Consider the following 20,553-nt stretch of genomic DNA (forward strand, 5'->3'; position numbering starts at 1 on the left):
TTCAGCGACGCCAGACAGCGCCGATCTCCGCCATCCGCTCGGCCGCGTAGGCGGGGTCGATCAGCGCCTCGGGGGTGTGGAGGCCGGGCGGGACGCGGTCGCCGCGCAGGCCGAGCAGGCGCTCGACGCCGAGGGCCACGCCGAGCGCCGTCAGGGGGCGCTGCCCCTCCGGGTGGAGGAGGTAGCGGCTCGTCCTGAGCGGTGCGCCCGCGTGGTCCACGCCCTCAAGGTCGATCTTGACCTCCGTGGACGGGGGCCCGCCGCGCCGCCTGCCCGCCGATTCGCCGATCGCGAACGTGAAGCGGACGTTGGGCGCGCCCGTCGCGACGGCCAGGCTCGGCACGTCGAGGATGGGGACGACCTGGCCGGGCAGCACGGTGCCGTCGACGCTGGTGACCTCCACCTGCGCGTCGGGGCCGCTGACCCAGGCGAAGGCGCCGTCGCGGCGGACGTGCCCCGCCGAGGTGGCGGCCAGCAGCCGTTCCATGTCCGCCATGGCCGCGGGCCCGCCGCCGTCCTGTTCGTCCAGCACGCCGCTGACCTCGATGGTGTCGAGCCGGTCGAACTCCCCGGCGAGGCCGAGCACCGCGAGGACGACGAGCCCCGCGTACCAGTGGCTGGCCAGCAGGATCGGCGCCGCGCCGGCTCGCAGGCCGGCGGCGACGACCTCGGGGCCGATGTCGACCAGGCCGCTGGAGATGCTGACGTACGGCAGGCCGCGGTCCTGGGCGTACCGCAGGCCGTTCAGGTGGCTGTCCCACACCGTCGCCACGACCGCCGAGTAGCCGTCGGCCTGCTGGAGGCCCAGGTCGCCTCGGCGCAGATCGATGGTCACGGCTGTCGCGCCGCCGAGTTCGTCGGCAACCCGCCGGGCGCGGCCGAGATCGCGGCCCGCGATGGTCAGCGGCAGCTCCGGGTACCACCGGCGCAGAAGGGCGGCGGTCCCCGCGCCCGCCTGGCCGGATCCACCCATGATCAGTACGGAGTGCTCCATGGCGATGTCCTCCTGTTAACCTACATTCTGTAACTTACATTTTGTAGCTTATACTGGGAGGCGACGCAAGGGAGGACGATGACCACGGGATCGACTCGCCTGTCCAAGCCGGCCAGGCGGGAGCAACTGCTCGACACCGCCCTGGCGATCGTGCGCGCCCACGGCACCGACAGCCTCACGCTGGTCAGCCTGGCGGAGGCCGCAGGAGTGAGCAGGCCGATCGTCTACGACCACTTCGGCACCCGCCCCGGCCTGCTCATCGCGCTCTACCGGCGGCTCGACGAGCGGCATCGGGCCGCCTCGGAGGAGGCCCTGCGCGACGCCCCGCCCGCCCCCCGCGAGATCGCCCGCGTCCTGAGCGCCGCCTACTTCTCCTGCGCCACCGACATGCCGGAGTGGACCGCCGTTTCGGCCGCGCTCAAGGGAAACCAGGAGATGGAGGCGATCGAGCGCGAGCTGCTCGACGGCTACACGGACCTGATGGCCACCGCCCTGCGGCCGTACTCCGGGCTCGCGCGGGAAGCCCTCCGGCTGCGCTGCGCCGGCGCGCTGGGCGCGGCCGAGGCGATCGCCGCGGAGCTGAACCGGGGGCGCGCCACCGTCGCCGAGGCCGTCGCGGCGCTGACGGCCCTGATCATCGGCAGCATCGACGCGGCTGCCCAGGACTGACTGCCCAGCCGGGGCATGACCAGTTCGAACAGACGGCGACGACGCCGGAAATGTCGGCGGATGATCGTAGGGTTGCCGACCATGACCGCCACGCACACCGTCTCGTTCGATGTCTCGGTCTCCTACGGGCAGGCGTATCTCGTCGATGACACGGACGACAACCCGGGCTACGCCAACTTCGCCGCCGATCACCCTGATCATCCCGTCGGGATCATCCGCGTGGAGGACGGCGCCGCCATCTTGCTCACGGGCACCCACACCGACACCCTCGTCTTCTCGGCGACCGTGGCCGACCACGACCCGGGAGCGGACACCGGCGAGTACGAGGACATCGTGGAGATCAGCTTCCTGTCCCGGGCCGGACGGCTCCGGCTGTGCGAGTGGGGAGGCGAACGCGTTCACGCCATCCCCGACCTGCCCTCGGGGCCGGGGTGGTACCGGTTGCGCTATCACGCGGTGAACATGGACGAGTCCTCGGAAGAGGACGACCGTTATCTGCTGCAGGTCTGGCCACAGCCTGAATCCGTCCCCCAGGTGGTCAAGAGCACCAGCACGCAACTCGCCTACTGGCGCAGCGCGGGCTGAGTCCCCTTCCGCAGCGGATCACCGGCGAGCCAGGGCGAGCCGACGCCGCACCGCGTCGATCCCGACGACGATCACCGTGACCTCGTCGCCCGCCGCCATGGTCGCCGGGGCGGCGGCTTCGCCGAAATGGACCAGACCTTCGACGCCGTCCGCCACCCGGACGAAGGCGCCGAAGGGCACCACCTTCGTGACCGTGCCGTACAGGATCTGCCCGGCATGAGCGCGACGCGCGAACTCCTGGAACGGGTCGGCCCGGGTCGCGCGCAACGACAGCCGGGCTTCGCCGTTGTAGGTGTCGAAGCCGAGGAACTCGCAGGTGATGCGCTGCCCCACGGTGACGACCTCGGACGGGTCGTCGAAGCGGTGCCAGGACAACTCGGGCATGGTGATGAAGCCGACGCCGGGGAAGACGGGATGGCCGGGCGCGTCGTCCAGATCGACGAAGACGCCGAAGCTCTCGATGGCCGCCACGGTGCCGGAGAGCCGCCGCCCTGGGCGCAGCGCCGTCAAGTAGGCCCAGAGCCGGGGGTGCTCGGTCCTCAGGGAATCGGCGAGTGACCTTTCATCCTCCGGCGTTCCCATGGGGCCAAGGCTATGGCGTGATGGTTGGGACGCCTTGAGAACAGGGACAAGGGCTTCGATGACGCCCGCATCGCAGGAACCCCCGGAGATCCGCGGGCCGCCGCAGCGGCGACGCTGCTCCTCGAAGCCGCCGACCACGCCAACCAGGGCCTTCCGCGGTACCGGTGGTGGGGTTACGCCGGTCCGTGCGACACCGCCGGGTACGGCATCCGCGACCTCGGCGACGCCTGGAACGACCGGGTCTCCTCGATGCACATCCACTACGAGCCGTAGGCGAACGGCGGTGGGGCGGGGCGCGCTGACCCCCGCCCCCGGCCGCCGCGCTGTCGAGGGTCTCACCGGAACAGGCCGAGGGGCTCAGGGGAGACGTCCAGGAGCAGGGTGGCGTGGATGCGCCGCAGCTCCGGTGACGGGTCGACGCCCAGGTCGCCGGAGAGGCGGCTGCGGAGCCGCTCGTACAGCATCAGCGCCTCCGCCCGTCTGCCGGCGCGGTCCAGCAGCAGGAGCAGCCGTTCCCAGAGCGGCTCCCGGTGCGGGTGGGCGGCGGCGAGTTCCCGCAGCTCCGCGATCAGCTCGTCGCCGCGCCCCTGCGTCAGGCTCAGGTCGATCCGCCGTTCCACCGCCGAGAGGTACAGCTCCTCCAGGGCGAGCGCCTTACGGCCGTGCAGCACCTCGGAGTCGATGCCTTCGAACGGCCTGCCGCGCCACAGGGCCAGCGCCTCTTCCAGGGTCTTCCGCTCCACCCCCAGATCGCTGGTGCGCGCCGCCTTCGACAGGAGTGCGCGGAACCGCAGCGCGTCGACCTCGTCGGGCGCCGCCTCCAGCCGGTAGCCGGACGCGGTCCGGTGGATCGCCCCCGGCCCCAGCAGGCCGCGTAACCGGGCGATGTAGGTCTGCACGCTGCGCCGCGGGCTGACCGGCGGGTCGTCCGGCCAGATCGCCGTGACCAGGTCGTCCACGGTGATGGTGTTGCCCGCGCGCATGGCGAGGATCGCCAGGAGGGTCCGCAGCCGGTTCGTGTTCAGCTCGACCGGGCCGGCGGACCACCGCACTTCGAGAGGCCCCAGCAACGCGACCCGGAGCCGGCCGTCCGTGCTCACCGTGCCGCACCCCGGTCACACGCCATGTTTCTCCTCCATGAGCTCCACTCTCCCGTGCGGGCGCGCGACCCGGCCAGGTCGGTACGCGGGCATTGACCGGACATCTCGGTCAGCCGCCCTGAAGCGCCATCGAGCGGCGATGACGCACCGGTGAAGCAGATGTGACGACGGCCGCGCCTAGGGTGCGCCGGTGTCGTGAGTGTCGGGGTTCACGCCCTTTCTCCCCATCGGTCAGTGGTTTGAGGAGTTGCCCACTGTGCGCGCATTCGGTCGGCGCGGTCTCGTCGCGCTCATCACCGCCCTCGCCTTGCTGGCCGGGATGGACTCCGGCGCCGCCGCGTCCACCGCGTCAGCCGTCTCCCGTACCGGAACCCTGGCCGACGCGGCCGGGCGGAGCACGGTCGTCGAGTTGATGAAGACCGGCGGGCCCGAGGTCGCCCGGGCCGCCGAAGCCGCCTTGCTGGGCGGGGACGACGCGTTACAAGAGTTCCTGGACACCGGGCGGGACGCCGCGACCGAGACGGACTTACGCGCCGCCGTCAGCCAGATCCTGGCGGTCGGCGGGCCCGCGACGAGGTCCGCCGCTGAGGCCGCGCTGGACGGGGGCGCCGCCGCCATGCGCGCGTTCCTGGACGGCGGGTGGAAGACCGCCTGGCAGGCGGACGTCCGTACCCGGATCGAGCAGATCATGGAGGCGGGCGGACCGGAGGTCCGGGCCGCCGCGCGACGCGCGCTGGACGGCGACGCCGAGGCCCAGGCGCTCTTCCTGGAATCCGGCTACCGAACCGCCCAGGACCAGGACGACCGGGACAAGACCGCGGAGCTGATGTCCACGGGCGGCCCCAAGGTCAAGGCCGCCGCCCAGCGGGCGCTCGACGGGACGATCGAGGACGTCCGCGAGTTCGTCCGGCAGGGCTACGAGATCGCCGCCGCCCGCGACGCCGAGGTGATCTCCATCGCCCAGCTGGCCGACCTGGCCGAGCAGGCGGGGGAGCGGGCGGACCTGCACACGCGGGCGGCCGAGGACGCCGCGGCCCGCGCCGTCCTGGCCGCCGGGCTGGCCAAGGAGGCCACCGAGCGGGCCGCCCGCGAGACTGAAGCCGCGAGGGAGTCGGCGGACAAGGCCGCCGGTGCGGCGGCCCGCGCCGCCGACGCCGCCCGCCGCGCGGCCGAGGCGGCGGAAACGGCGCTGGACGCGGCGGACGAGGCCAACTACGCCGCCCGGCTGGCCGCCGACGCCGCGAGCCGGGCCGCCACCGCGGCCTCCCTGGCTGGCCAGGCCGCCGCCAACGCCAACCGGGCGGCCCAGGCCGCGCACGCCGACGCGGGGCAGGCGAGCGCCGCCCGGCGCGCCGCCGAGCAGGCCAGGGACGCGGCCAGAGGCGCACGCGAGGCGGGCCAGGCCGCCCAGAACGCCGCCCAGGCGGCGACCGCGGCGGGTCAGGCCGCGGCGGCCGCGGCGAGCGCCGGGGGACACGCCAACGGCGCGGCGGGGTTCGCCGACCAGGCGGGGCAGTACGCGGCGGAGGCCGGGGCGAGCGCCGAGGAAGCCCGCCAGGCCGCCGCGTACGCCAAGCGCCGGGCCGACGCCGCGATCGCCGCGGCGAACCGGGCCCTGGCACTCGCCCGTGAGTCGGCGGCGGCCGCCAACGAGGCCAAGGGCTGGGCCGAGGACGCGGCACAGCACGCCGACAACGCCGCCGACGCGGCCGAGGACGCGGCGGACCACGCGGGCGAGGCCGACGGGCACGCCGACGTGGCCGAGCAGCACGCCGCCGACGCCCTGGCCGCCGCCCTGGCCGCCAAGGGCTACTCCGACGGCGCCGCGCGGGTGCACGAGGTGGCGGGCCAGGCCGACGCGGCCCGGCTGGCCGCCCAGCAGGCGCGCAACGTCGCCGACGCGGAGGACGCGCTCGCGCTCGAGACCGCGCGCAGGGAGCGGGCCGGGTGGCAGGCCGGCCAGGCCGAACGGCTCCAGGCCGAGGCCGCGCGGCTGCTGACCGAGGCGCGGGTGCCCGGCACCCCGCGCGAGACCGTGGTGGCCAACGGCCGGCGGGCCGCCGTCGCGCTGATGGTCTCGGGCGGCTCCTACGTCCGGGCCGCCGCCGAGGACGCGCTGATCCACGGCGAGGACGACGTGGTCGAGTTCGTCCGCGCCGTCGACACCGCGATCGAGCAGGACGACCGCGCCAGCCTCGACCACATCGTCGCGACCACCGACAAGCCCGCGCTCCGGGCGGCGGCGGTGACGGCCGGCGGCGGCGACCACGCCGGGGTGAAGCAGTTCCTGACCACCGGCCAGCACGCGGTGCAGCTGGACGACTACCGCGCCGAGGTCACCCGGATCAGGGACGCCGGCGGGCCGAAGGTCAGGCGGGCCGCCGAGACGGCCCTGGCGGCCGGCACGGTCGAGGCCCTGCGCGACTTCCTGCAGACGGGGCAGCACGTCGCGCGCGAGCACGACGACCGGCTGTCCGTCGTGCAGATGCTGACCGGCGCCGGGCCGGAGCTGAACGCCGCGGCCCAGGCGGCACTCTCCGGACCCGCGAGCTACCTCCGGGAGTTTCTGGAGGTCGAGCAGCACAGGGCCCGCCAGCGCGACGCCGACGCGGCAGCGCACGAGTCTGAGATCGCCACCTATCTCGCCAACATCGCCCGCGTCGCCGCCCTGGCGCAGGAGAGCGCGGCCGAGGCCAAGCGGCAGGCCGCGATCGCCAGGAACGCCGCCGCCGAGGCCCAGCGCTACGCCGACGAGGCCGCGGCGCACGCGCACGCGGCCAACGGGTACGCCGACTTCGCCCAGATGCACGCCGACCAGGCCCAGGCCTCGGCCGACGCGGCCGCCCGGTCGGCGCAGACCGCCAGTGAGGCGGCGGCCCGCGCGCAGGCGTCGGCACGGGACGCGGCCGCCTCGGCCGCCCGGGCGACGCTGTCGGCCGACCAGGCCCGGGGGTACGCCGACGAGGCGTACGCGGCGGCGGCCCGCGCCCGCGCCGACGCCATCCAGGCCGGTGAGGACGCGTCGGCGGCCGCCCGCGCCGCGGCCGACGCGGCCAAGGCCGCCGACGACCTCCGGCGGCAGCAGGACAAGGAGCGGAGCGAGGGCTACCAGTCCGGCCTGCCCAGCGGGACCGGTGAGGACCCGGACATCGACTACAGCGACATCCGCACCGACGAGGACGTCCTGAAGGCGGACGACCCGGACCTGCTGGCGGAGTACCGCGAGGCCAAGGTCACCGCGAACAAGGGCGTCGACGACTTCATCATGTCCGTCGGCGGCGGCATCGTCCTGGAGGTCATCGGCTGGAACGACGCCGAGGCGTGCTTCACCCGGGGCGACATCGTCGGCTGCCTGTTCACCGCGCTCACCCTGGTGGGGCCGATCACGCTGCTGCGCTACGTGGACGACATCCCGGAGATCGGCCGGGCCATCCACCGCATCGTCCAGGGCCTGGGGCCGTTCCGCCGCGCGGTCGACTCGGCCCGGGACTTCCTGCAGCGCGTCCGGCCGCGCATCAACGACGTCTTCGGGATGCTCCGCGACCCGTGCGGCCCCGCACGGGGCAGCGCCGCCGCCGCGGCGGTGCCCGCGAAGCACGCCGCCGGGGATTCGGAGAAGCGCCCGTTCTGGACCGACGCCCCCGTACGGGGGAGCGCGGCCGGCAGCCGGGTGGCCGCTCCCGAAGGCCAGTACGTCACCGTCACGGCCACCCATCCGTGGAAGGTGGACCGCAAGGTCTACAGCCTCGTCATCCACGGCAGCGGCGGCTACGGCGCCTACTCGGGCGGCGCCAAGGTCTGCCAGCTCGGGCAGGCCGGTGAGGCCGCGGTCAAAGCGGCGACCGGCGGGCTCGCCAAGAACACGAGAAAGTGGACCATGGCGAACGGGAAGGTCCGGATCCCGGACTTCTTCGCCACGGGCAGGCTTCTCGGCGAGTCGAAGAACGTCTCCTACCAGCACCTGTCGACGCAGCTCCAGGACTACCTGAAGATCGCGAAGGCGGAGGGCGTCCCCTTCCACCTCTACGTCCGGACCGGCACCAGGACCAAGCTGTCCGAGCCGTTGAAGAAGAAGGTGACCGCCGGGGAGATCATCCTCCACAAGATCATCCCGTGAGGATCATGCGATGAGTTACGACCTCGAGGTCTATGCCGCTCGCCCCGTCCCGCCGGATCGCCTGGCGGTCCTGGTGGCCGAGGCGGGCGGCCGGGCCGAGGTGCGGCAGGCGGGCGCGACGGTCGACCGCCTGGTGCGCGGCAGGCCGGAGCCGGCCTTCGTCGTCGACGGGCCGTACCGCCTCGAACGCGAGGACCTGCCCGACGAGGTCGCCGCGGCCGCCGTCGGGGTGACGGCCCGGTACGAGTTCACCGTCGGCGACCGTGGCGCGGCCGCCGTCGGGTTCGCCAAGAAGGTGGCCCGCAGGCTCGCCGAGCTGACCGAGGGCGTGGTGCACGACCGGCAGGACGACCAGCGGCCGGTCTGGCCGCGGACCACCCGGCGCTTCGAGCCGCCCGCGGCCGGCCGGATCGACACGCTCGGCCTGGAGTGGTTCGTCCGGCGCGAGGACCTGCCCGGGGAACTGCCGGGCTCGTTGCTGGCCTCGTTGCGCCGCTGGCTGCCGGAGGCGCTGCCACGGCGGTTCGGCGACCACGAACCGCTGGGCCACAAGCTGTCCGAGACCGGCGACGAGGGCTTCGCCCGGGCCTGGCGGTCGGAGTCCGGCGGCCTGTACTGGAAGGCCGTCCGCCCCTGCCTCGCGGGTTCGGCCCACGCGGTGGGCGAGGCGTTCACGCCCTGGCTGATCGGGGACGAGCGGACGCTGGACCACCCGGTGGCCCGGCTGTCCCTGACCTTCGACCTGCGGGTGCTGTCCGACCGGCGGTGGCTCGACGACCTCGCGGGCGCCTTCGCCCGCGTCGCGCGGATCACCGGGGCCTTCTACGCCCACGCCGGGGTGGAACGGGGCTGGGGGTACGGCGGCGGCTCCCTGTGGAGCGACGGGGAGACCGAGTCGCACACGAGCCCGGTGGTCCGCGACCGCTGGACGGGTCTGCCGTCCCGCCCGCTCTGGCTGGCCTGGTTCGCCGGGCCCTACCTGCCGGTCGCCGAGCCGCACCTGGGCCCCGACCGCACCCGGATCGGCCACGGGACGTTGTGCAGGTTCGGTGACCATCCCGACCGGGCCGGCGCTCCTCCCTGGCCCGCTGATCTGACGATGACGCTCCTGGACGAGGACGACCCCCGGTTCCCCGACGTGGACCGCGTCCCCGCCCGGGTGATCCCCGAAGGCCTCTGAGAGGCACGGCAGGAAAGGTGATGCATGGTGATGCGCCGATTGCGGCTGCTCGCCGCGATGACGGTGCCGTTGTGGGTGATGGCCCCCGCGGCCCGCGCGGATGTCCCCGCGCCGGAGGACGCCCAGCCGGGGATCGTGGAGGACGGCGTCTACCCCGGAGCCGAGCGCATCCTGGCCGAACGCGGGATCACGCTGATCTCCGGCAACGGCCTGATCACGCTCACCGACTGCGGCGAACCCGGCACCATCCAGCTCTACAGCGCCGAGAAGGGCCACATCTGCTTCAAGGTGCGCATCTGGCGGGCGTTCGCCCCTGATCTGCCGACCTTGGAACCCGCGCTCAACTCCTTCATCGTCCTCCGGATTCCCGACGTGTACGTGATCAAGGGGTCGCGCACGGCCACCCAGCAGGCGACCCTGACCGTCGACGACCGGACCAAGACCTACGACATCAGGCCGGACGAGTGGACGCCGGTCGGCGAAGGCGTCGACCCGGACAATCCCCCGGAAACCCTCGTCGAGCTGCGCGCGGGACAGGAGAAGACGTGGTGACCGTCCGAGACCCGGCGCGCCGGCGCCTCGGGGCCGTGCTGCTGGCCGTGGCGATGGTCGTGCTCCTGGGGGCGACCGGCGCGCCCGCCCTGGCGATCGTCGGCAGTACGGCCGATCCCGGCGACTACCGGTTCACCGTGCGGGTGCAGATCGGCGACCGGCGGGTCTGCAGCGGCGCCGTGGTCCACCCGCTGTGGGTGCTCACCGCCAAGTCCTGCTTCACCGAGGGAGGACGGCCGCCCTCGGCCGGACCGCCCGCCACGTTCACGACCGTCGTCCAGGGCAACCTCGACCTCGGGGCGCAGGAGCACAGCGGCTGGCCGGACGTGATCCGCCTGGTCCCGCACCCCGACCGCGATCTCGTGCTGGCCGAGCTCACCGCCTGGGCGCCCGTCCCGCCGGTGCCGCTGGCCACCACGCCGCCCCGGGCCGGCGAGCGGCTGAGGGTCACGGGGTACGGCAGGACCGGGACCGAATGGGTGCCCGACAAGTTGCGCACCGCCACGTTCACCGTCGGCGACGTCGGCGATCCCCTGTTCACGCTCGTCCCCGACAGCGCGGGCGCGGCCATCTGCAAGGGCGACGCGGGCGGTCCGGCGTTCCGGGAGGCCGACGGCCGGGCGGAGCTCGTCGGCGTGCACCACACCTCCTGGCAGAACGGCTGCTACACCGAGACCGAGACGCGCCGGGGCGCCACCGAGACCCGGGCCGACGACCTCGGCGCCTGGGTGGCCGCCACGACCACGAAACCGGAGATCAGGGCCGCGGACAACGTGGACTACCAGGGCCGGACCGTCAACCTCTGCTACAGCTCCAACGGCAAGGCCCAGCTGGTCACCGCCGACGGCAGTCTGGTCCTGAGAAGCAACGCCGGGCAGGAGGGCGGCCGGTCGGCCTACCAGGTCTTCGTCAGCCGCTACCTCAACCTGGGGGGAGTGCGCTTCCAGAACGACGGGAACCTCGTCGTCTACGACCGCGCCGGCAAGGGCGTCTGGTCCACCAAGTCCTCCGGCCGGCCGAACGCCCGCCTGGTGTGCGAGTCCGACGGGGGCGCCACCGTCTACGACGGCTCGACCCGGGTGTGGCAGTCGGGCACGGCCCCGGTCCTCCACGCGAGCGTGAACTTCCAGGTCGCCGAGTCGCACGCCGACCCGTTCCTCCAGACCTCCTTGTGCCTGAGCGGCGACCGCGCCACCCACCTGAAGGTCGACGACGGCGTCCTGAAGGGCTCCGACGGCTGGCGATCGCCCCGCAGGATGTACAGCGACGCCGACCCCTGGACCGTGCGCTTCCAGGACGACGGCAACCTGGTGACCTACGACCGGAACGGCCAGGCGGTGTGGGCCAGCAAGACCCACGGGCACCCGGGCGCCAGGCTGGTGTGCGAGGAGGCCGGCAACATCGTCATCTACGACGGGACCACCAAGCTGTGGGACTCGGCCCGCTACCCCACCGGGCGCCTGGTGTCCGCGGCCTACCCCGAGCGGTGCGTGAACACCAACAGCAGCGTCTATCTGGACTCGTGCTTCTACGAGAGCATCTGGACCCTCAACCCCGACAAGACCATCCAGTGGACCCAGGATCTCGACAAGTGCGTCGTCGAGGACTCGTACGCCAGGTTGTCCCCGGCGTCCTGCCTGCCCGCCCATCCGAACAAGACCTGGCTGCGCGGCGCCGGCGGCTCTCTCGCCAACGGCGGGACCGGAAAGTGTGTCCACGCGGTCAGCGCGGACCGGGTGGAGATGAGGGCCTGCGACGGCAGCGCCGCGCAACGCTGGACTCTCCGGCCGCAACGCCCCGCGTAACCCGGATCTCCCCTCGGCACAATGGCCTCATGTCGCACGATCCGACCCTTTGGTACGAGCGGCCCGCCACCGAGTGGGAGACCCAGGCGCTGCCCATCGGCAACGGCCCGCTGGGCGCCATGGTGTTCGGCGGCGTGGCCGCCGAGCGGATCCAGTTCAACGAGAAGACGCTGTGGACCGGCGGCCCCGGGCACGACGGCTACGACTTCGGCACCTGGACCACGCCGCGGCCGGGGGCCGTGGAGGAGGTGCGGCGGCGGATCGACCGGGAGGGCCGGGTCCCGGCCGAGGACGTGGCGGCGGTGCTCGGGCAGCCCAGGATCGGGTTCGGCGCGTACCAGACCTTCGGCGACCTGTGGCTGGAGTTCCCGGAGCCCGGCGAGCCCGGTGGCTACCGGCGTGAGCTGAGCCTGCGGGAGGCCGTGGCGCGGGTCCGGTTCACCGCCGGGGGCGTGACGTACGCGCGGGAGTACTTCGCCGCCAACCCCGGCAACGTGATAGCCGGGCGGTTCACCGCCGACCGGGGCGGCGCGGTGTCGTTCACGCTGCGCCACACCTCGCCCCGGGACGACAAGACCGTCGAGGCGGAGGGCGACCGGCTGGTCATCCGGGGCCGGCTGGCGGACAACGGGCTGGTCTTCGAGGCGCGGGTGCGGGTCGTCGTGCACGGCGGCACCTGTACGGACGAGGGCGAGGCGATCAAGGTCACCGGGGCCGACAGCGCGGTGTTCTTCCTGTCGGCCGGCACCGACTATGCCGACGCGTACCCGCGGTACCGGGGCGAGGACCCGCACGCCCGGGTCGCGGAGGCGGTGGACGCGGCCGTCGCGCTGGGCTACGACGCGCTCCGTGCCGCGCACGTGGCCGACCACCGCGAGCTGTTCGACCGGGTGCGGCTCGACCTGGGCGGTAAGGCCCCCGAGATCCCCACCGATCGGCTGCTGCGGGGCTACGGGGCCGGCCCGGAGGCGGGCGACCGGGCGCTGGAGGCGCTGCTGTTCGACTACGGGCGTTACCTCCTGATCGCGTGCTCGCGGGAGAACGACGTCCTGCCCGCCAACCTGCAGGGCGTGTGGAACGACTCGATCAGCCCGCCCTGGTCGGGCGACTACCACGTCAACATCAACCTGCAGATGAACTACTGGCCCGCCGAGCCGGTCAACCTGCACGAGACGACCGGGCCGTACGACCGCTTCATCACCTCCCTGATGGCCCCGGGGAGCAGGACGGCGCGGGAGATGTTCGGCGCGCGGGGGTGGGTGGTCGGCAACGAGACCAACCCGTTCGGCTTCACCGGGGTGCACGACTGGGCGAGCGCCTTCTGGTTCCCCGAGGCCGCGGCGTGGACCACGCGGCACCTCTACGACGCCTACCGGTTCACCGGCGACCTGGACCAGCTGCGGGAGACCGCCTATCCGGTGATCAAGGGGGCGGCGGAGTTCTGGCTGGACTTCCTGCACCCCGATCCGCGCGACGGCCGGCTCGTCGTCTCGCCGAGCTACTCGCCCGAGCACGGCGACTTCTCGGCCGGCGCCTCGATGTCTCAGCAGATCGTCCGGGAGGTGCTGGCGAACGCGCTGGCCGCGGCCACGACGCTGGACGTGGACGAGGAGTTCCGGGCGGCGGTGCGCGCGGCGCTGGCCGGGCTCGACCCGGGCGTCAGGATCGGGTCGTGGGGGCAGCTGCAGGAGTGGAAGCAGGACTGGGACTCCGCGACCGACACCCACCGGCACGTGTCGCACCTGTACGCGCTGCACCCCGGGGACGAGATCGCGCCGGGCACCCCGGAAGCGGAGGCGGCGGCGGTGTCGCTGGACGCGCGCGGCGACGGCGGCACCGGCTGGAGCAAGGCCTGGAAGATCAACTTCTGGGCGCGGCTGCTCGACGGCGACCGGGCCCACCGGATGCTGAGTGAGCAGCTCAGGGGCTCGACGCTGGACAACCTGTGGGACAGCCATCCGCCGTTCCAGATCGACGGCAACTTCGGCGCCACCGCCGGGATCGCGGAGATGCTGGTGCAGAGCCACCGCGGCGAGGTGCACGTGCTGCCCGCGCTGCCCGCCGGGTGGGCGGACGGCTCGGTGGCGGGGTTGCGCGCCCGGGGCGACGTGACGGTGGGGGTGACGTGGCGCGGCGGCTCCGCCGAGACGATCACGCTGCGGACCGGCCGCGCCGGTCCGATCACGGTCAGGACGTCCATCGCGGGGCGCTGCCGCGTCCACGACGACGGAGCCGGGGAGCTCCGGCCGCGCCGCGACGGTGACGCGCTGACCTGGGACGCCGCCGCCGGCCGGACCTACGTGATCTCCGCGCGGGAGCACGTCTCGCCGACGGGCTGACGGTCACGATATACACGCCTCTCGTTGACGTACGCGAAAATAAATGTCTAGGGTTGGCCGGGACGAGCCTGTGCGTACCTCAGGAGAGGCAGTCCGAATGGCCGAGCCCGCCCGCGACCTCACCCACGACTTCGACCCGCGCGAGCCGGAGACCTTCACCAGCGCGCACGCGCTCTACCAGGACATGCGGTCGCGCTGCCCGGTCGCCCGCAGCGAGACCTACGACGGCGGGTTCTGGGCGCTGTTCCGGTACGAGGACGTCAAGCACGTCCTGGAGACCCCGGCCGTGTTCACCACGTCGGTGCAGAACACCGTGCCCAGGTTCGCCTTCACCGGCCGCCGGCCGCCGCTGCACTTCGACCCGCCCGAGCACACCGCCTACCGCCGGGTGATCAACCGCTTCTTCACCCGGGGCAAGATGGCCGCGCTCGAACCCCGGGTCAGGGAGTTCGCGGGCGGCCTGCTCCAGCCGCTGATCGACGCGGGCCGGGGTGACATCGCGGTGGACTACGCGCAGAAGTTCCCCGCGCACGTCTTCGCCGCCTTCTTCAACCTGCCGACCGGGCTGGCCGAGCTGATCAAGGAGATCAGCGCCGAATATGTGGCGGCTATCCAGATTGTCGACACGGATAACGTCGTGCGTTTGAGCCGCCGCCTGTACGAGATCGCGCAGGCGGTCATCGACGAGCGCCGCGAGCATCCGATGGACCCGGGCGAGGACCTCACCAGCGCGCTGATGGCCGCCGAGTACGAGGGCGAGCCGCTGCCCGCCGACATGGTGCTCGGCTGCGTCCGGCAACTGCTCGTCACCGGGATGGTGGCGCCGAGCGTGTTCATCGGCACCATGTTCGTCCACCTGAGCGGCGACCCGGAGCTCGCCGGGCTGCTCCGCCGCGACCCCGCCAGGATCGCGGCCGCCGTGGAGGAGTTCCTGCGCCTGTACGGCCCGTACCGGGGCATGGCCAGGACGGCGCGCGAGGACGTGGTCATCGGCGGCCGGCTGATCAGGGCGGGGGAGCCGATCGCGCTGGTGTACACCTCCGCCAACCGGGACGAACGCGTCTTCCCCGACGGTGAGAGGTTCCGGTTCGACCGGCCCGATCTCGCCAGGCACCTGGCCTTCGGCGCGGGCGTGCACACCTGCCCCGGCGCGCCGCTGGCCCGGATCATGCTGGTCACCACCCTGGAGGAGGCGCTGGCGCGCACCCGCTCGTTCGAGGTCAGCGGCGAGATCGCGATGGCCCGCTGGGCCGAGTGGGGCACCAACTCCGTCCCGATGCGCTTCGAGGGCCACGCATGACGGCCGGATCCACCCCTGAGGGCGTCCCCTCCGACGGCGACTTCGATCCCGACGGCGCGCGGTCCGTCCGGGAGAGTCTGGACATGTACGGGCGGCTGCGCGCCGAGTGCCCGGTCGCGTACAGCGGCAGGTACGGCGGGTTCTGGGCGCTGACTCGCCACGCCGACGTGGCGGCGGCGGCCGGGGACCCCGCGACCTTCATCTCCTCGGTGCGCGCCGTCGTGCCCAGCGACCCGCGCGGGCTGCGCCGCCCGCCGCTCAACTACGACGCCCCGGCCCACACGCCCTACCGCCGGGCGCTCGACCGCACGCTGCAGCGGGCCCGCGTCGCCCGCCTGGAGCCGCGCCTGCGCGAGCACGCCGCCCGCGAGCTGACCCCGCTCGTCGAGCGAGGCGGCGGCGACGTCGCCCAGGAGTTCGGCGCCCGGTTCCCGGCCTGGGTCACCACCGAGTGGCTGAACCTCGACCCGAGCCTCGCCCCCGAGCTGGCCGTCACCGCGGCCCGGTGGGTGCGGGCCTGGCGGGAGCTGGACCGCGACGTCGTCAACGCGATGAGCGAGCGCATGTACGGCATCGCCCGCGACCTCGTCCGCCGCCGGCGCGCCGACCCGCGGCCGGTGGAGGAGGACCCCGCCAGCTCGCTGCTGGCCGAACGGCCGGACGGGGAGCCGCTGGAGGAGGAGCACATCGTCGGCGCGCTGCGCCAGTGCCTGGTCGTGGGCATGGTCGCGCCGCCGATCCTGCTCGGGTCCATCTGCGTGCACCTGTCGCGCGACCAGGCGCTGCAGTCGGCGCTGCGTGAGAACCCCGCGCTGATGTCCGCGGCGCTGGAGGAGTTCCTGCGGCTGCACACGCCCTACCGGGGCTTCGCCCGCACCGTCTCCCGCGAGATCGAGCTGCACGGCCGGCGCATCCGGCCGGAGGAGCCGGTGACCCTGGTCTACGCCTCGGCGAACCGGGACGAGACGGTCTTCCCGGATCCGGAGGAGTTCGTGCTGGACCGGCCGAACATCACCGCCCACCTGGCGTTCGGGCGCGGCCGGCACGCCTGCGCCGGGATGCCGCTGGCCCGGCTGTCGATGCGGATCGCCGTGCAGGAACTGCTCCGCCGCACGTCGCGGATCGAGGTGTGCGGCCCCGTGGAGAGCGCCCGGATGCCGGAGATCGGCGCGGTCTCGGTCCCCGTCCGCCTCGAACCGGCCCGTTGAGGAGAGACAGATGCGCAATGAGGGAATCGGATCCTGGCCGCGCCGTCGCGCACGCAAGACGCCCGGCCGCGTCGCGGTCGTGCACGACGGCGTGGCGCGGACCTACCGGGAGCTGGACGACCGGGTGACGAGGCTGGCCCACGTGCTGCGCGCCCACGGGGTGCGGCGCGGCGACCGGGTGGCGTACCTGGGGGAGAACCATCCGGCCTACCTGGAGACGCTGTTCGCGGCCGGCGTCCTGGGCGCGGTGTTCGTGCCGCTGAACACGCGGCTGGCGGGCGGGGAGCTCGTCTACCAGCTGGCCGACTCGGGCGCGGTCGCGCTGGTCCGAGGCCGGGGCTGCGACGCGCTCACCGATCCCGGCGTGCCGGTCCTCGACGTGCACGCGGGCTACGAGGAACGGCTCGCCGCCGCGCCCGCGACGCCCCTGGACGAGCCGGTCTTCGCCGACGACCCGTGCCTGATCATGTACACCTCCGGCACCACGGGGCAGCCGAAGGGCGCGGTGCTCACCCACGGCAACCTCATCTGGAACTGCCTCAACGTGCTGGTCGACCTCGACCTGGCCGGTGACGAGGTCACCCTGGTCACCGCGCCGCTGTTCCACACGGCCGCGCTGAACATGACCTGCCTGCCCACCCTGCTCAAGGGCGGGCGGGTGCTGGTCGAGCCGGCCTTCCGCGCGGAGGCGGCGCTCGACCTCATCGCGCGTCACCGGGTCACGTTCCTGTTCGGGGTGCCCACCATGTTCGACGCGCTCGCGTCGGCGGACGGCTGGGCGGGCGCGGACCTGTCGTCCGTACGCACGATGCTGTGCGGCGGCGCGCCCGTGCCGGAGGCGCTGATCCGCCGCTACCTCGAACGCGGGCTGTCGTTCGTGCAGGGCTACGGGATGACCGAGACCTCGCCCGGCGCGCTCTGCCTGGATCGGAACATGAGCCGGGACAAGGCGGGGTCGGCCGGGGTGCCGCACTTCTTCACCGACGTGCGGGTCGTCGGTCCCGGCGGCGCGGACACGGCGGCGGGCGAGCCGGGGGAGGTGCTGGTCCGGGGGCCCAACGTGATGCGCGGCTACTGGAAGCGGCCCGGCGACACCCGGGCGGTGCTCGGCGGCGACGGCTGGTTCCGCTCCGGCGACGTGGCGACCGTGGACGGCGACGGCTACGTGTTCGTGGTCGACCGGATCAAGGACATGATCATTTCAGGCGGGGAGAACATCTATCCCGCCGAGGTGGAGAACGCGTTGTACGAGCATCCCGACGTGGCGGAGTGCGCCGTGATCGGGGTGCCGCACGAGAAGTGGGGCGAGGTGGGCAAGGCCGTGGTCGTGCTGCGCGCGGGCGCCGTCGCCGACGAGGACGCGCTCCTGGACCACCTGCGGCGGCGGCTCGGCAGGTACAAGGTGCCGCGGAGCGTGGAGTTCGTGGCCGCCCTGCCGCGCAGCGCGGCGGGGAAGGTGCTCAAGCCGGAACTCCGCCGCGCGTACGCGACCAGGACATGAGCGACGATTCGGTAACGTGCGTAGGCAGAAGCGTCATACGTATACTTCTGATGTGACTGACGGTGGATGGTCTGAGGCAGGAGAGGTCGATCTCCCGCGCTTTCAGGTGGGCGCGCCCCCACAACACCTTATTACGACGCTCCTGGGCGACTACTGGTTTCGCCGGGCCGAGCAGCTGCCGTCCGCGGCGCTGGTCAGGCTGGCCGAGGAGTTCGGCGTGTCGGCGGTCGCCGCGCGGGCCGCGCTCAGCCGGCTGGCCCGCCGCGACCTGCTGGAGTCGTCGAAGTCGGGCCGGCGGACCTACTACCGGCTGACCGACCGGGCCTCGGCCGTGCTGTCCGAGGGGCGGCACCGCATCATGTCCTTCGGCCTCGACCAGGGCGTCTGGGACGGCACGTGGGCGGTGGCCGCCTTCTCCGTCTCCGAGGAGCAGCGCGACCTGCGCCACGCGCTCCGCACCAAGCTGCGCTGGCTCGGCTTCGCCCCGCTCTACGACGGGCTCTGGGTCTCGCCGACGGCCGGCGCCGACAGCGCCGCCGAGACGCTCGCCGAGCTGGAGGTGGCCACCGCGACGATCTTCCGCGCCCAGGCGCTGGAGATCCCCGGCATGCGCGCCCCGCAGCAGGCGTGGGACTTCGACCAGCTCAGGCGCAACTACGACGAGTTCCTCGCGCGCTACTCGCCGCTGCTGACCCGGGTGCGCAAGGGCGCCGTCGGGGCCTCTGAGGCGCTGGTGGCCCGCACCGGGATCATGGACACCTGGCGCACCTTCCCCAACTTCGACCCCGACCTGCCCGCCGAGCTGCTGCCCGCCGACTGGCCGCGGTCCGCCGCGCGCGACGTGTTCGTGGAGATCTACGACACGCTCGGGCCGCTCGCGGAGATCCGCGTCCGGCAGATCGTCGCGGAGTTCGAGCCGGAGCTGGCGGAGCTGGTCGCCCACCACCGCACCAGCTCCATCCTGGCCGCGAGCTGACCCGTACCCGTCAGGAGAATAAAACGAGACAGGTTTATTGACGATCGACATATTGGTGCCCTACGTTAGCGCTGAGAGCGTGAGAGAGGGCTGTCGATGGATCTGTCAGGCAAGGTGGGCGTCGTCACCGGGAGCGGCCGCGGGCTCGGGCTCGCCTACGCCCGGGCGCTGGCCGCCCGCGGCGCCGCGGTCGTCGTCAACGACGTGGACGCCGCGGCCGCCGGGTCGGCCGTCAAGGAGATCGTCGCCGCCGGCGGCCGGGCCGTCGCGGAGGTCGCCGCGGTCGGCGAGACCGAGACGGCCGAGCGGCTGGTGGACCGGGCGGTGAGCGAGTTCGGCCGGCTGGACGTGATGTGCACCAACGCCGGCATCCTGCGTGACCGGGTGCTGTGGAAGATGTCCGACGACGACTTCGACGCGGTGCTGCGGGTGCACCTGCGCGGCACGTTCACCTGCGTGCGGGCGGCCGTGCGGCACATGCGCGAGCGCGAGGGCGGCGGCCGGGTGATCGTCGCCGGGTCGCCCGCCGGCCAGCGCGGCAACTTCGGGCAGACCAACTACGCCGCCGCCAAGGCCGGCATCGCGGCCATGGTGCGCACCTGGGCGATGGAGTGCGCCAAGGCGGGCGTCACGGTCAACGCCGTGGTGCCGAACGCCGCGACCGAGATGACCAAGACCATCCCCGCCTTCGCCCCGCACATCGAGGCGCTGGAGCAGGACGGCGTGCCGCTGCCCGCCTCGCTGCGCCAGGGCGTCGGGTTCGGCACCGCCGAGGACGTCGCCGGGCTGGTCGTCTATCTGGCCTCCGACGCCTCCGCGGGGGTCACCGGCCAGTGCATCGGCATCGGCGGCGACAAGCTGTCGCTCTGGTCGCACCCGCAGGAGATCAGCGTCGCCTTCCGCGAGGGCGGCTGGCGCGCCGAGGACATCGCGACCGCCTGGCCCACCACGGTCGGCGCCCGTCCGGAGACGTACGGCATCCCCGCGCCGGACCTCGGATAGCTCGACCGGACCCCGAGAAGGAGAGTGTCACCCATGAGCGTGAAAGCCGACGGCCTGGACGGGATCAGGGCCCTCGCGGGCGCCGACCTCGGCGTCACCGACTGGATGGAGATCACCCAGGACCGGGTGAACACCTTCGCCGACGCCACCGGCGACCACCAGTGGATCCACGTCGACCCGGTCAGGGCGGCCGAGGGCCCGTTCAAGGGCGCGATCGCGCACGGCTATCTGACCATGTCGCTCATCATCCCGCTGTTCGGGCAGCTGCTGGAGATCGAGGGCATCGGGATGGCGATCAACTACGGGCTGAACAAGGCCCGCTTCCCCGCGCCGGTGCCGGTGGGCGCGCGGATCCGCCTGGCCGGCAAGGTCGTGGCGGTCGAGGACGTCAGCGGCGGCGTCCAGGCCACGCTGGACTTCACCGTCGAGGTCGAGAACGCGGCCAAGCCCGCGTGCGTGGCCCAGGCCGTGTACCGGTACCTGGGCTGATCCGGAATCCGATTCTCTTCCCAAAAGCGGTCATACCGCCCTAGAGTGCTGTCACTTCCCGTACATACCAGGGCATCTTGACAGGTATGCGCCGCAAGATGTGACATTAATGAAGACGATCGCAACATCATTTGCTGCATACCCGTCGCGGGAG

At 73.1% G+C, this 20,553-nt stretch carries 17 protein-coding genes; 14 read left to right on the forward strand and 3 right to left on the reverse strand.

Annotated features, from left to right (window positions below):
• Window position 1: 1 nt before the first annotated feature.
• On the reverse strand, window positions 2-994 hold the full coding sequence (locus ACGFI7_RS13265; RefSeq protein ID WP_393403251.1) for a hypothetical protein: 993 nt from the start codon (window positions 992-994) through the stop codon (window positions 2-4).
• A gap of 78 nt (window positions 995-1,072) precedes the next feature.
• Between ACGFI7_RS13265 and ACGFI7_RS13270 the strand changes: the two genes are divergently transcribed.
• Both ACGFI7_RS13270 and ACGFI7_RS13275 read left to right on the forward strand, forming a co-directional pair.
• Window positions 1,073-1,663, forward strand: coding sequence for a TetR/AcrR family transcriptional regulator (locus ACGFI7_RS13270; protein ID WP_393403254.1), 591 nt, complete (start codon window positions 1,073-1,075; stop codon window positions 1,661-1,663).
• Window positions 1,664-1,744: 81 nt separating this feature from the next.
• Complete coding sequence (locus tag ACGFI7_RS13275) at window positions 1,745-2,248, forward strand: hypothetical protein (RefSeq protein WP_393403257.1); 504 nt, start codon at window positions 1,745-1,747, stop codon at window positions 2,246-2,248.
• 18 nt (window positions 2,249-2,266) lie between these two features.
• Here the strand turns inward: ACGFI7_RS13275 and ACGFI7_RS13280 are convergent, their stop codons facing one another.
• The gene (locus ACGFI7_RS13280) at window positions 2,267-2,830 is read right to left on the reverse strand and encodes a S1 RNA-binding domain-containing protein (RefSeq protein WP_393403260.1); all 564 of its coding nucleotides are present in this window, start codon (window positions 2,828-2,830) and stop codon (window positions 2,267-2,269) included.
• A 24-nt stretch (window positions 2,831-2,854) separates the two neighbouring features.
• Between ACGFI7_RS13280 and ACGFI7_RS13285 the strand changes: the two genes are divergently transcribed.
• Window positions 2,855-3,103: a hypothetical protein gene (locus ACGFI7_RS13285; RefSeq protein ID WP_393403263.1), complete on the forward strand. Its 249-nt coding sequence runs from the start codon at window positions 2,855-2,857 to the stop codon at window positions 3,101-3,103.
• A gap of 62 nt (window positions 3,104-3,165) precedes the next feature.
• On the opposite strand, the gene ACGFI7_RS13290 is transcribed toward ACGFI7_RS13285, so the two are convergent.
• On the reverse strand, window positions 3,166-3,930 hold the full coding sequence (locus ACGFI7_RS13290) for a BTAD domain-containing putative transcriptional regulator (RefSeq protein WP_393403266.1): 765 nt from the start codon (window positions 3,928-3,930) through the stop codon (window positions 3,166-3,168).
• A 256-nt stretch (window positions 3,931-4,186) separates the two neighbouring features.
• On the opposite strand from ACGFI7_RS13290, the gene ACGFI7_RS13295 reads away from it, so the two are divergent.
• The 11 genes from ACGFI7_RS13295 (at window position 4,187) to ACGFI7_RS13345 (ending at window position 20,399) form a co-directional block, all read left to right on the forward strand.
• A complete protein-coding gene (locus ACGFI7_RS13295) occupies window positions 4,187-8,047 on the forward strand; it encodes a putative toxin (RefSeq protein ID WP_393403269.1) in 3,861 nt (1,286 codons plus the stop codon).
• 10 nt (window positions 8,048-8,057) lie between these two features.
• On the forward strand, window positions 8,058-9,227 hold the full coding sequence (locus ACGFI7_RS13300; RefSeq protein ID WP_393403272.1) for a hypothetical protein: 1,170 nt from the start codon (window positions 8,058-8,060) through the stop codon (window positions 9,225-9,227).
• 24 nt (window positions 9,228-9,251) lie between these two features.
• On the forward strand, window positions 9,252-9,779 hold the full coding sequence (locus tag ACGFI7_RS13305; RefSeq protein WP_393403275.1) for a hypothetical protein: 528 nt from the start codon (window positions 9,252-9,254) through the stop codon (window positions 9,777-9,779).
• Window positions 9,773-11,584 carry a trypsin-like serine protease gene (locus tag ACGFI7_RS13310; RefSeq protein ID WP_393403278.1) on the forward strand — a complete coding sequence of 604 codons (1,812 nt, stop codon included), beginning with the start codon at window positions 9,773-9,775 and terminating at the stop codon, window positions 11,582-11,584. Before ACGFI7_RS13305 ends, ACGFI7_RS13310 begins: the two co-directional genes overlap by 7 nt.
• 29 nt (window positions 11,585-11,613) lie before the next feature.
• Window positions 11,614-13,923 (forward strand): glycoside hydrolase N-terminal domain-containing protein, encoded by a 2,310-nt coding sequence (locus ACGFI7_RS13315; RefSeq protein WP_393403280.1) that lies wholly within the window; start codon window positions 11,614-11,616, stop codon window positions 13,921-13,923.
• A gap of 97 nt (window positions 13,924-14,020) precedes the next feature.
• Window positions 14,021-15,223, forward strand: a complete 1,203-nt coding sequence (locus tag ACGFI7_RS13320; RefSeq protein ID WP_393403283.1) for a cytochrome P450 — start codon at window positions 14,021-14,023, stop codon at window positions 15,221-15,223.
• Window positions 15,220-16,431, forward strand: coding sequence for a cytochrome P450 (locus ACGFI7_RS13325; RefSeq protein ID WP_393403286.1), 1,212 nt, complete (start codon window positions 15,220-15,222; stop codon window positions 16,429-16,431). Before ACGFI7_RS13320 ends, ACGFI7_RS13325 begins: the two co-directional genes overlap by 4 nt.
• A 10-nt stretch (window positions 16,432-16,441) precedes the next feature.
• On the forward strand, window positions 16,442-17,932 hold the full coding sequence (locus ACGFI7_RS13330; RefSeq protein ID WP_393403289.1) for a long-chain fatty acid--CoA ligase: 1,491 nt from the start codon (window positions 16,442-16,444) through the stop codon (window positions 17,930-17,932).
• Between the two features lie 52 nt (window positions 17,933-17,984).
• Window positions 17,985-18,908: a PaaX family transcriptional regulator C-terminal domain-containing protein gene (locus ACGFI7_RS13335; protein ID WP_393403292.1), complete on the forward strand. Its 924-nt coding sequence runs from the start codon at window positions 17,985-17,987 to the stop codon at window positions 18,906-18,908.
• Window positions 18,909-19,004: 96 nt separating this feature from the next.
• Window positions 19,005-19,910, forward strand: coding sequence for an SDR family oxidoreductase (locus tag ACGFI7_RS13340; RefSeq protein WP_393403295.1), 906 nt, complete (start codon window positions 19,005-19,007; stop codon window positions 19,908-19,910).
• 33 nt (window positions 19,911-19,943) lie between these two features.
• The gene (locus ACGFI7_RS13345; RefSeq protein ID WP_393403298.1) at window positions 19,944-20,399 is read left to right on the forward strand and encodes a MaoC family dehydratase; all 456 of its coding nucleotides are present in this window, start codon (window positions 19,944-19,946) and stop codon (window positions 20,397-20,399) included.
• The last annotated feature ends 154 nt before the right edge of the window (window positions 20,400-20,553 follow it).

This window comes from Nonomuraea sp. NPDC048826, assembly GCF_043198225.1.
Classification (GTDB): Bacteria; Actinomycetota; Actinomycetes; order Streptosporangiales; family Streptosporangiaceae; genus Nonomuraea.

Excerpts from the sequence above, each read along its gene's own strand:
- ACGFI7_RS13275 (WP_393403257.1), top strand. The coding sequence starts at position 1,745 with ATGACCGCCACGCACACCGTCTCGTTCGATGTCTCGGTCTCCTACGGG.
- ACGFI7_RS13305 (WP_393403275.1), top strand. The coding sequence starts at position 9,252 with ATGGTGATGCGCCGATTGCGGCTGCTCGCCGCGATGACGGTGCCGTTG.
- ACGFI7_RS13345 (WP_393403298.1), top strand. The coding sequence starts at position 19,944 with ATGAGCGTGAAAGCCGACGGCCTGGACGGGATCAGGGCCCTCGCGGGC.
- ACGFI7_RS13315 (WP_393403280.1), top strand. The coding sequence starts at position 11,614 with ATGTCGCACGATCCGACCCTTTGGTACGAGCGGCCCGCCACCGAGTGG.
- ACGFI7_RS13265 (WP_393403251.1), bottom strand. The coding sequence starts at position 994 with ATGGAGCACTCCGTACTGATCATGGGTGGATCCGGCCAGGCGGGCGCG.
- ACGFI7_RS13330 (WP_393403289.1), top strand. The coding sequence starts at position 16,442 with ATGCGCAATGAGGGAATCGGATCCTGGCCGCGCCGTCGCGCACGCAAG.
- ACGFI7_RS13300 (WP_393403272.1), top strand. The coding sequence starts at position 8,058 with ATGAGTTACGACCTCGAGGTCTATGCCGCTCGCCCCGTCCCGCCGGAT.
- ACGFI7_RS13270 (WP_393403254.1), top strand. The coding sequence starts at position 1,073 with ATGACCACGGGATCGACTCGCCTGTCCAAGCCGGCCAGGCGGGAGCAA.
- ACGFI7_RS13320 (WP_393403283.1), top strand. The coding sequence starts at position 14,021 with ATGGCCGAGCCCGCCCGCGACCTCACCCACGACTTCGACCCGCGCGAG.
- ACGFI7_RS13325 (WP_393403286.1), top strand. The coding sequence starts at position 15,220 with ATGACGGCCGGATCCACCCCTGAGGGCGTCCCCTCCGACGGCGACTTC.
- ACGFI7_RS13340 (WP_393403295.1), top strand. The coding sequence starts at position 19,005 with ATGGATCTGTCAGGCAAGGTGGGCGTCGTCACCGGGAGCGGCCGCGGG.
- ACGFI7_RS13280 (WP_393403260.1), bottom strand. The coding sequence starts at position 2,830 with ATGGGAACGCCGGAGGATGAAAGGTCACTCGCCGATTCCCTGAGGACC.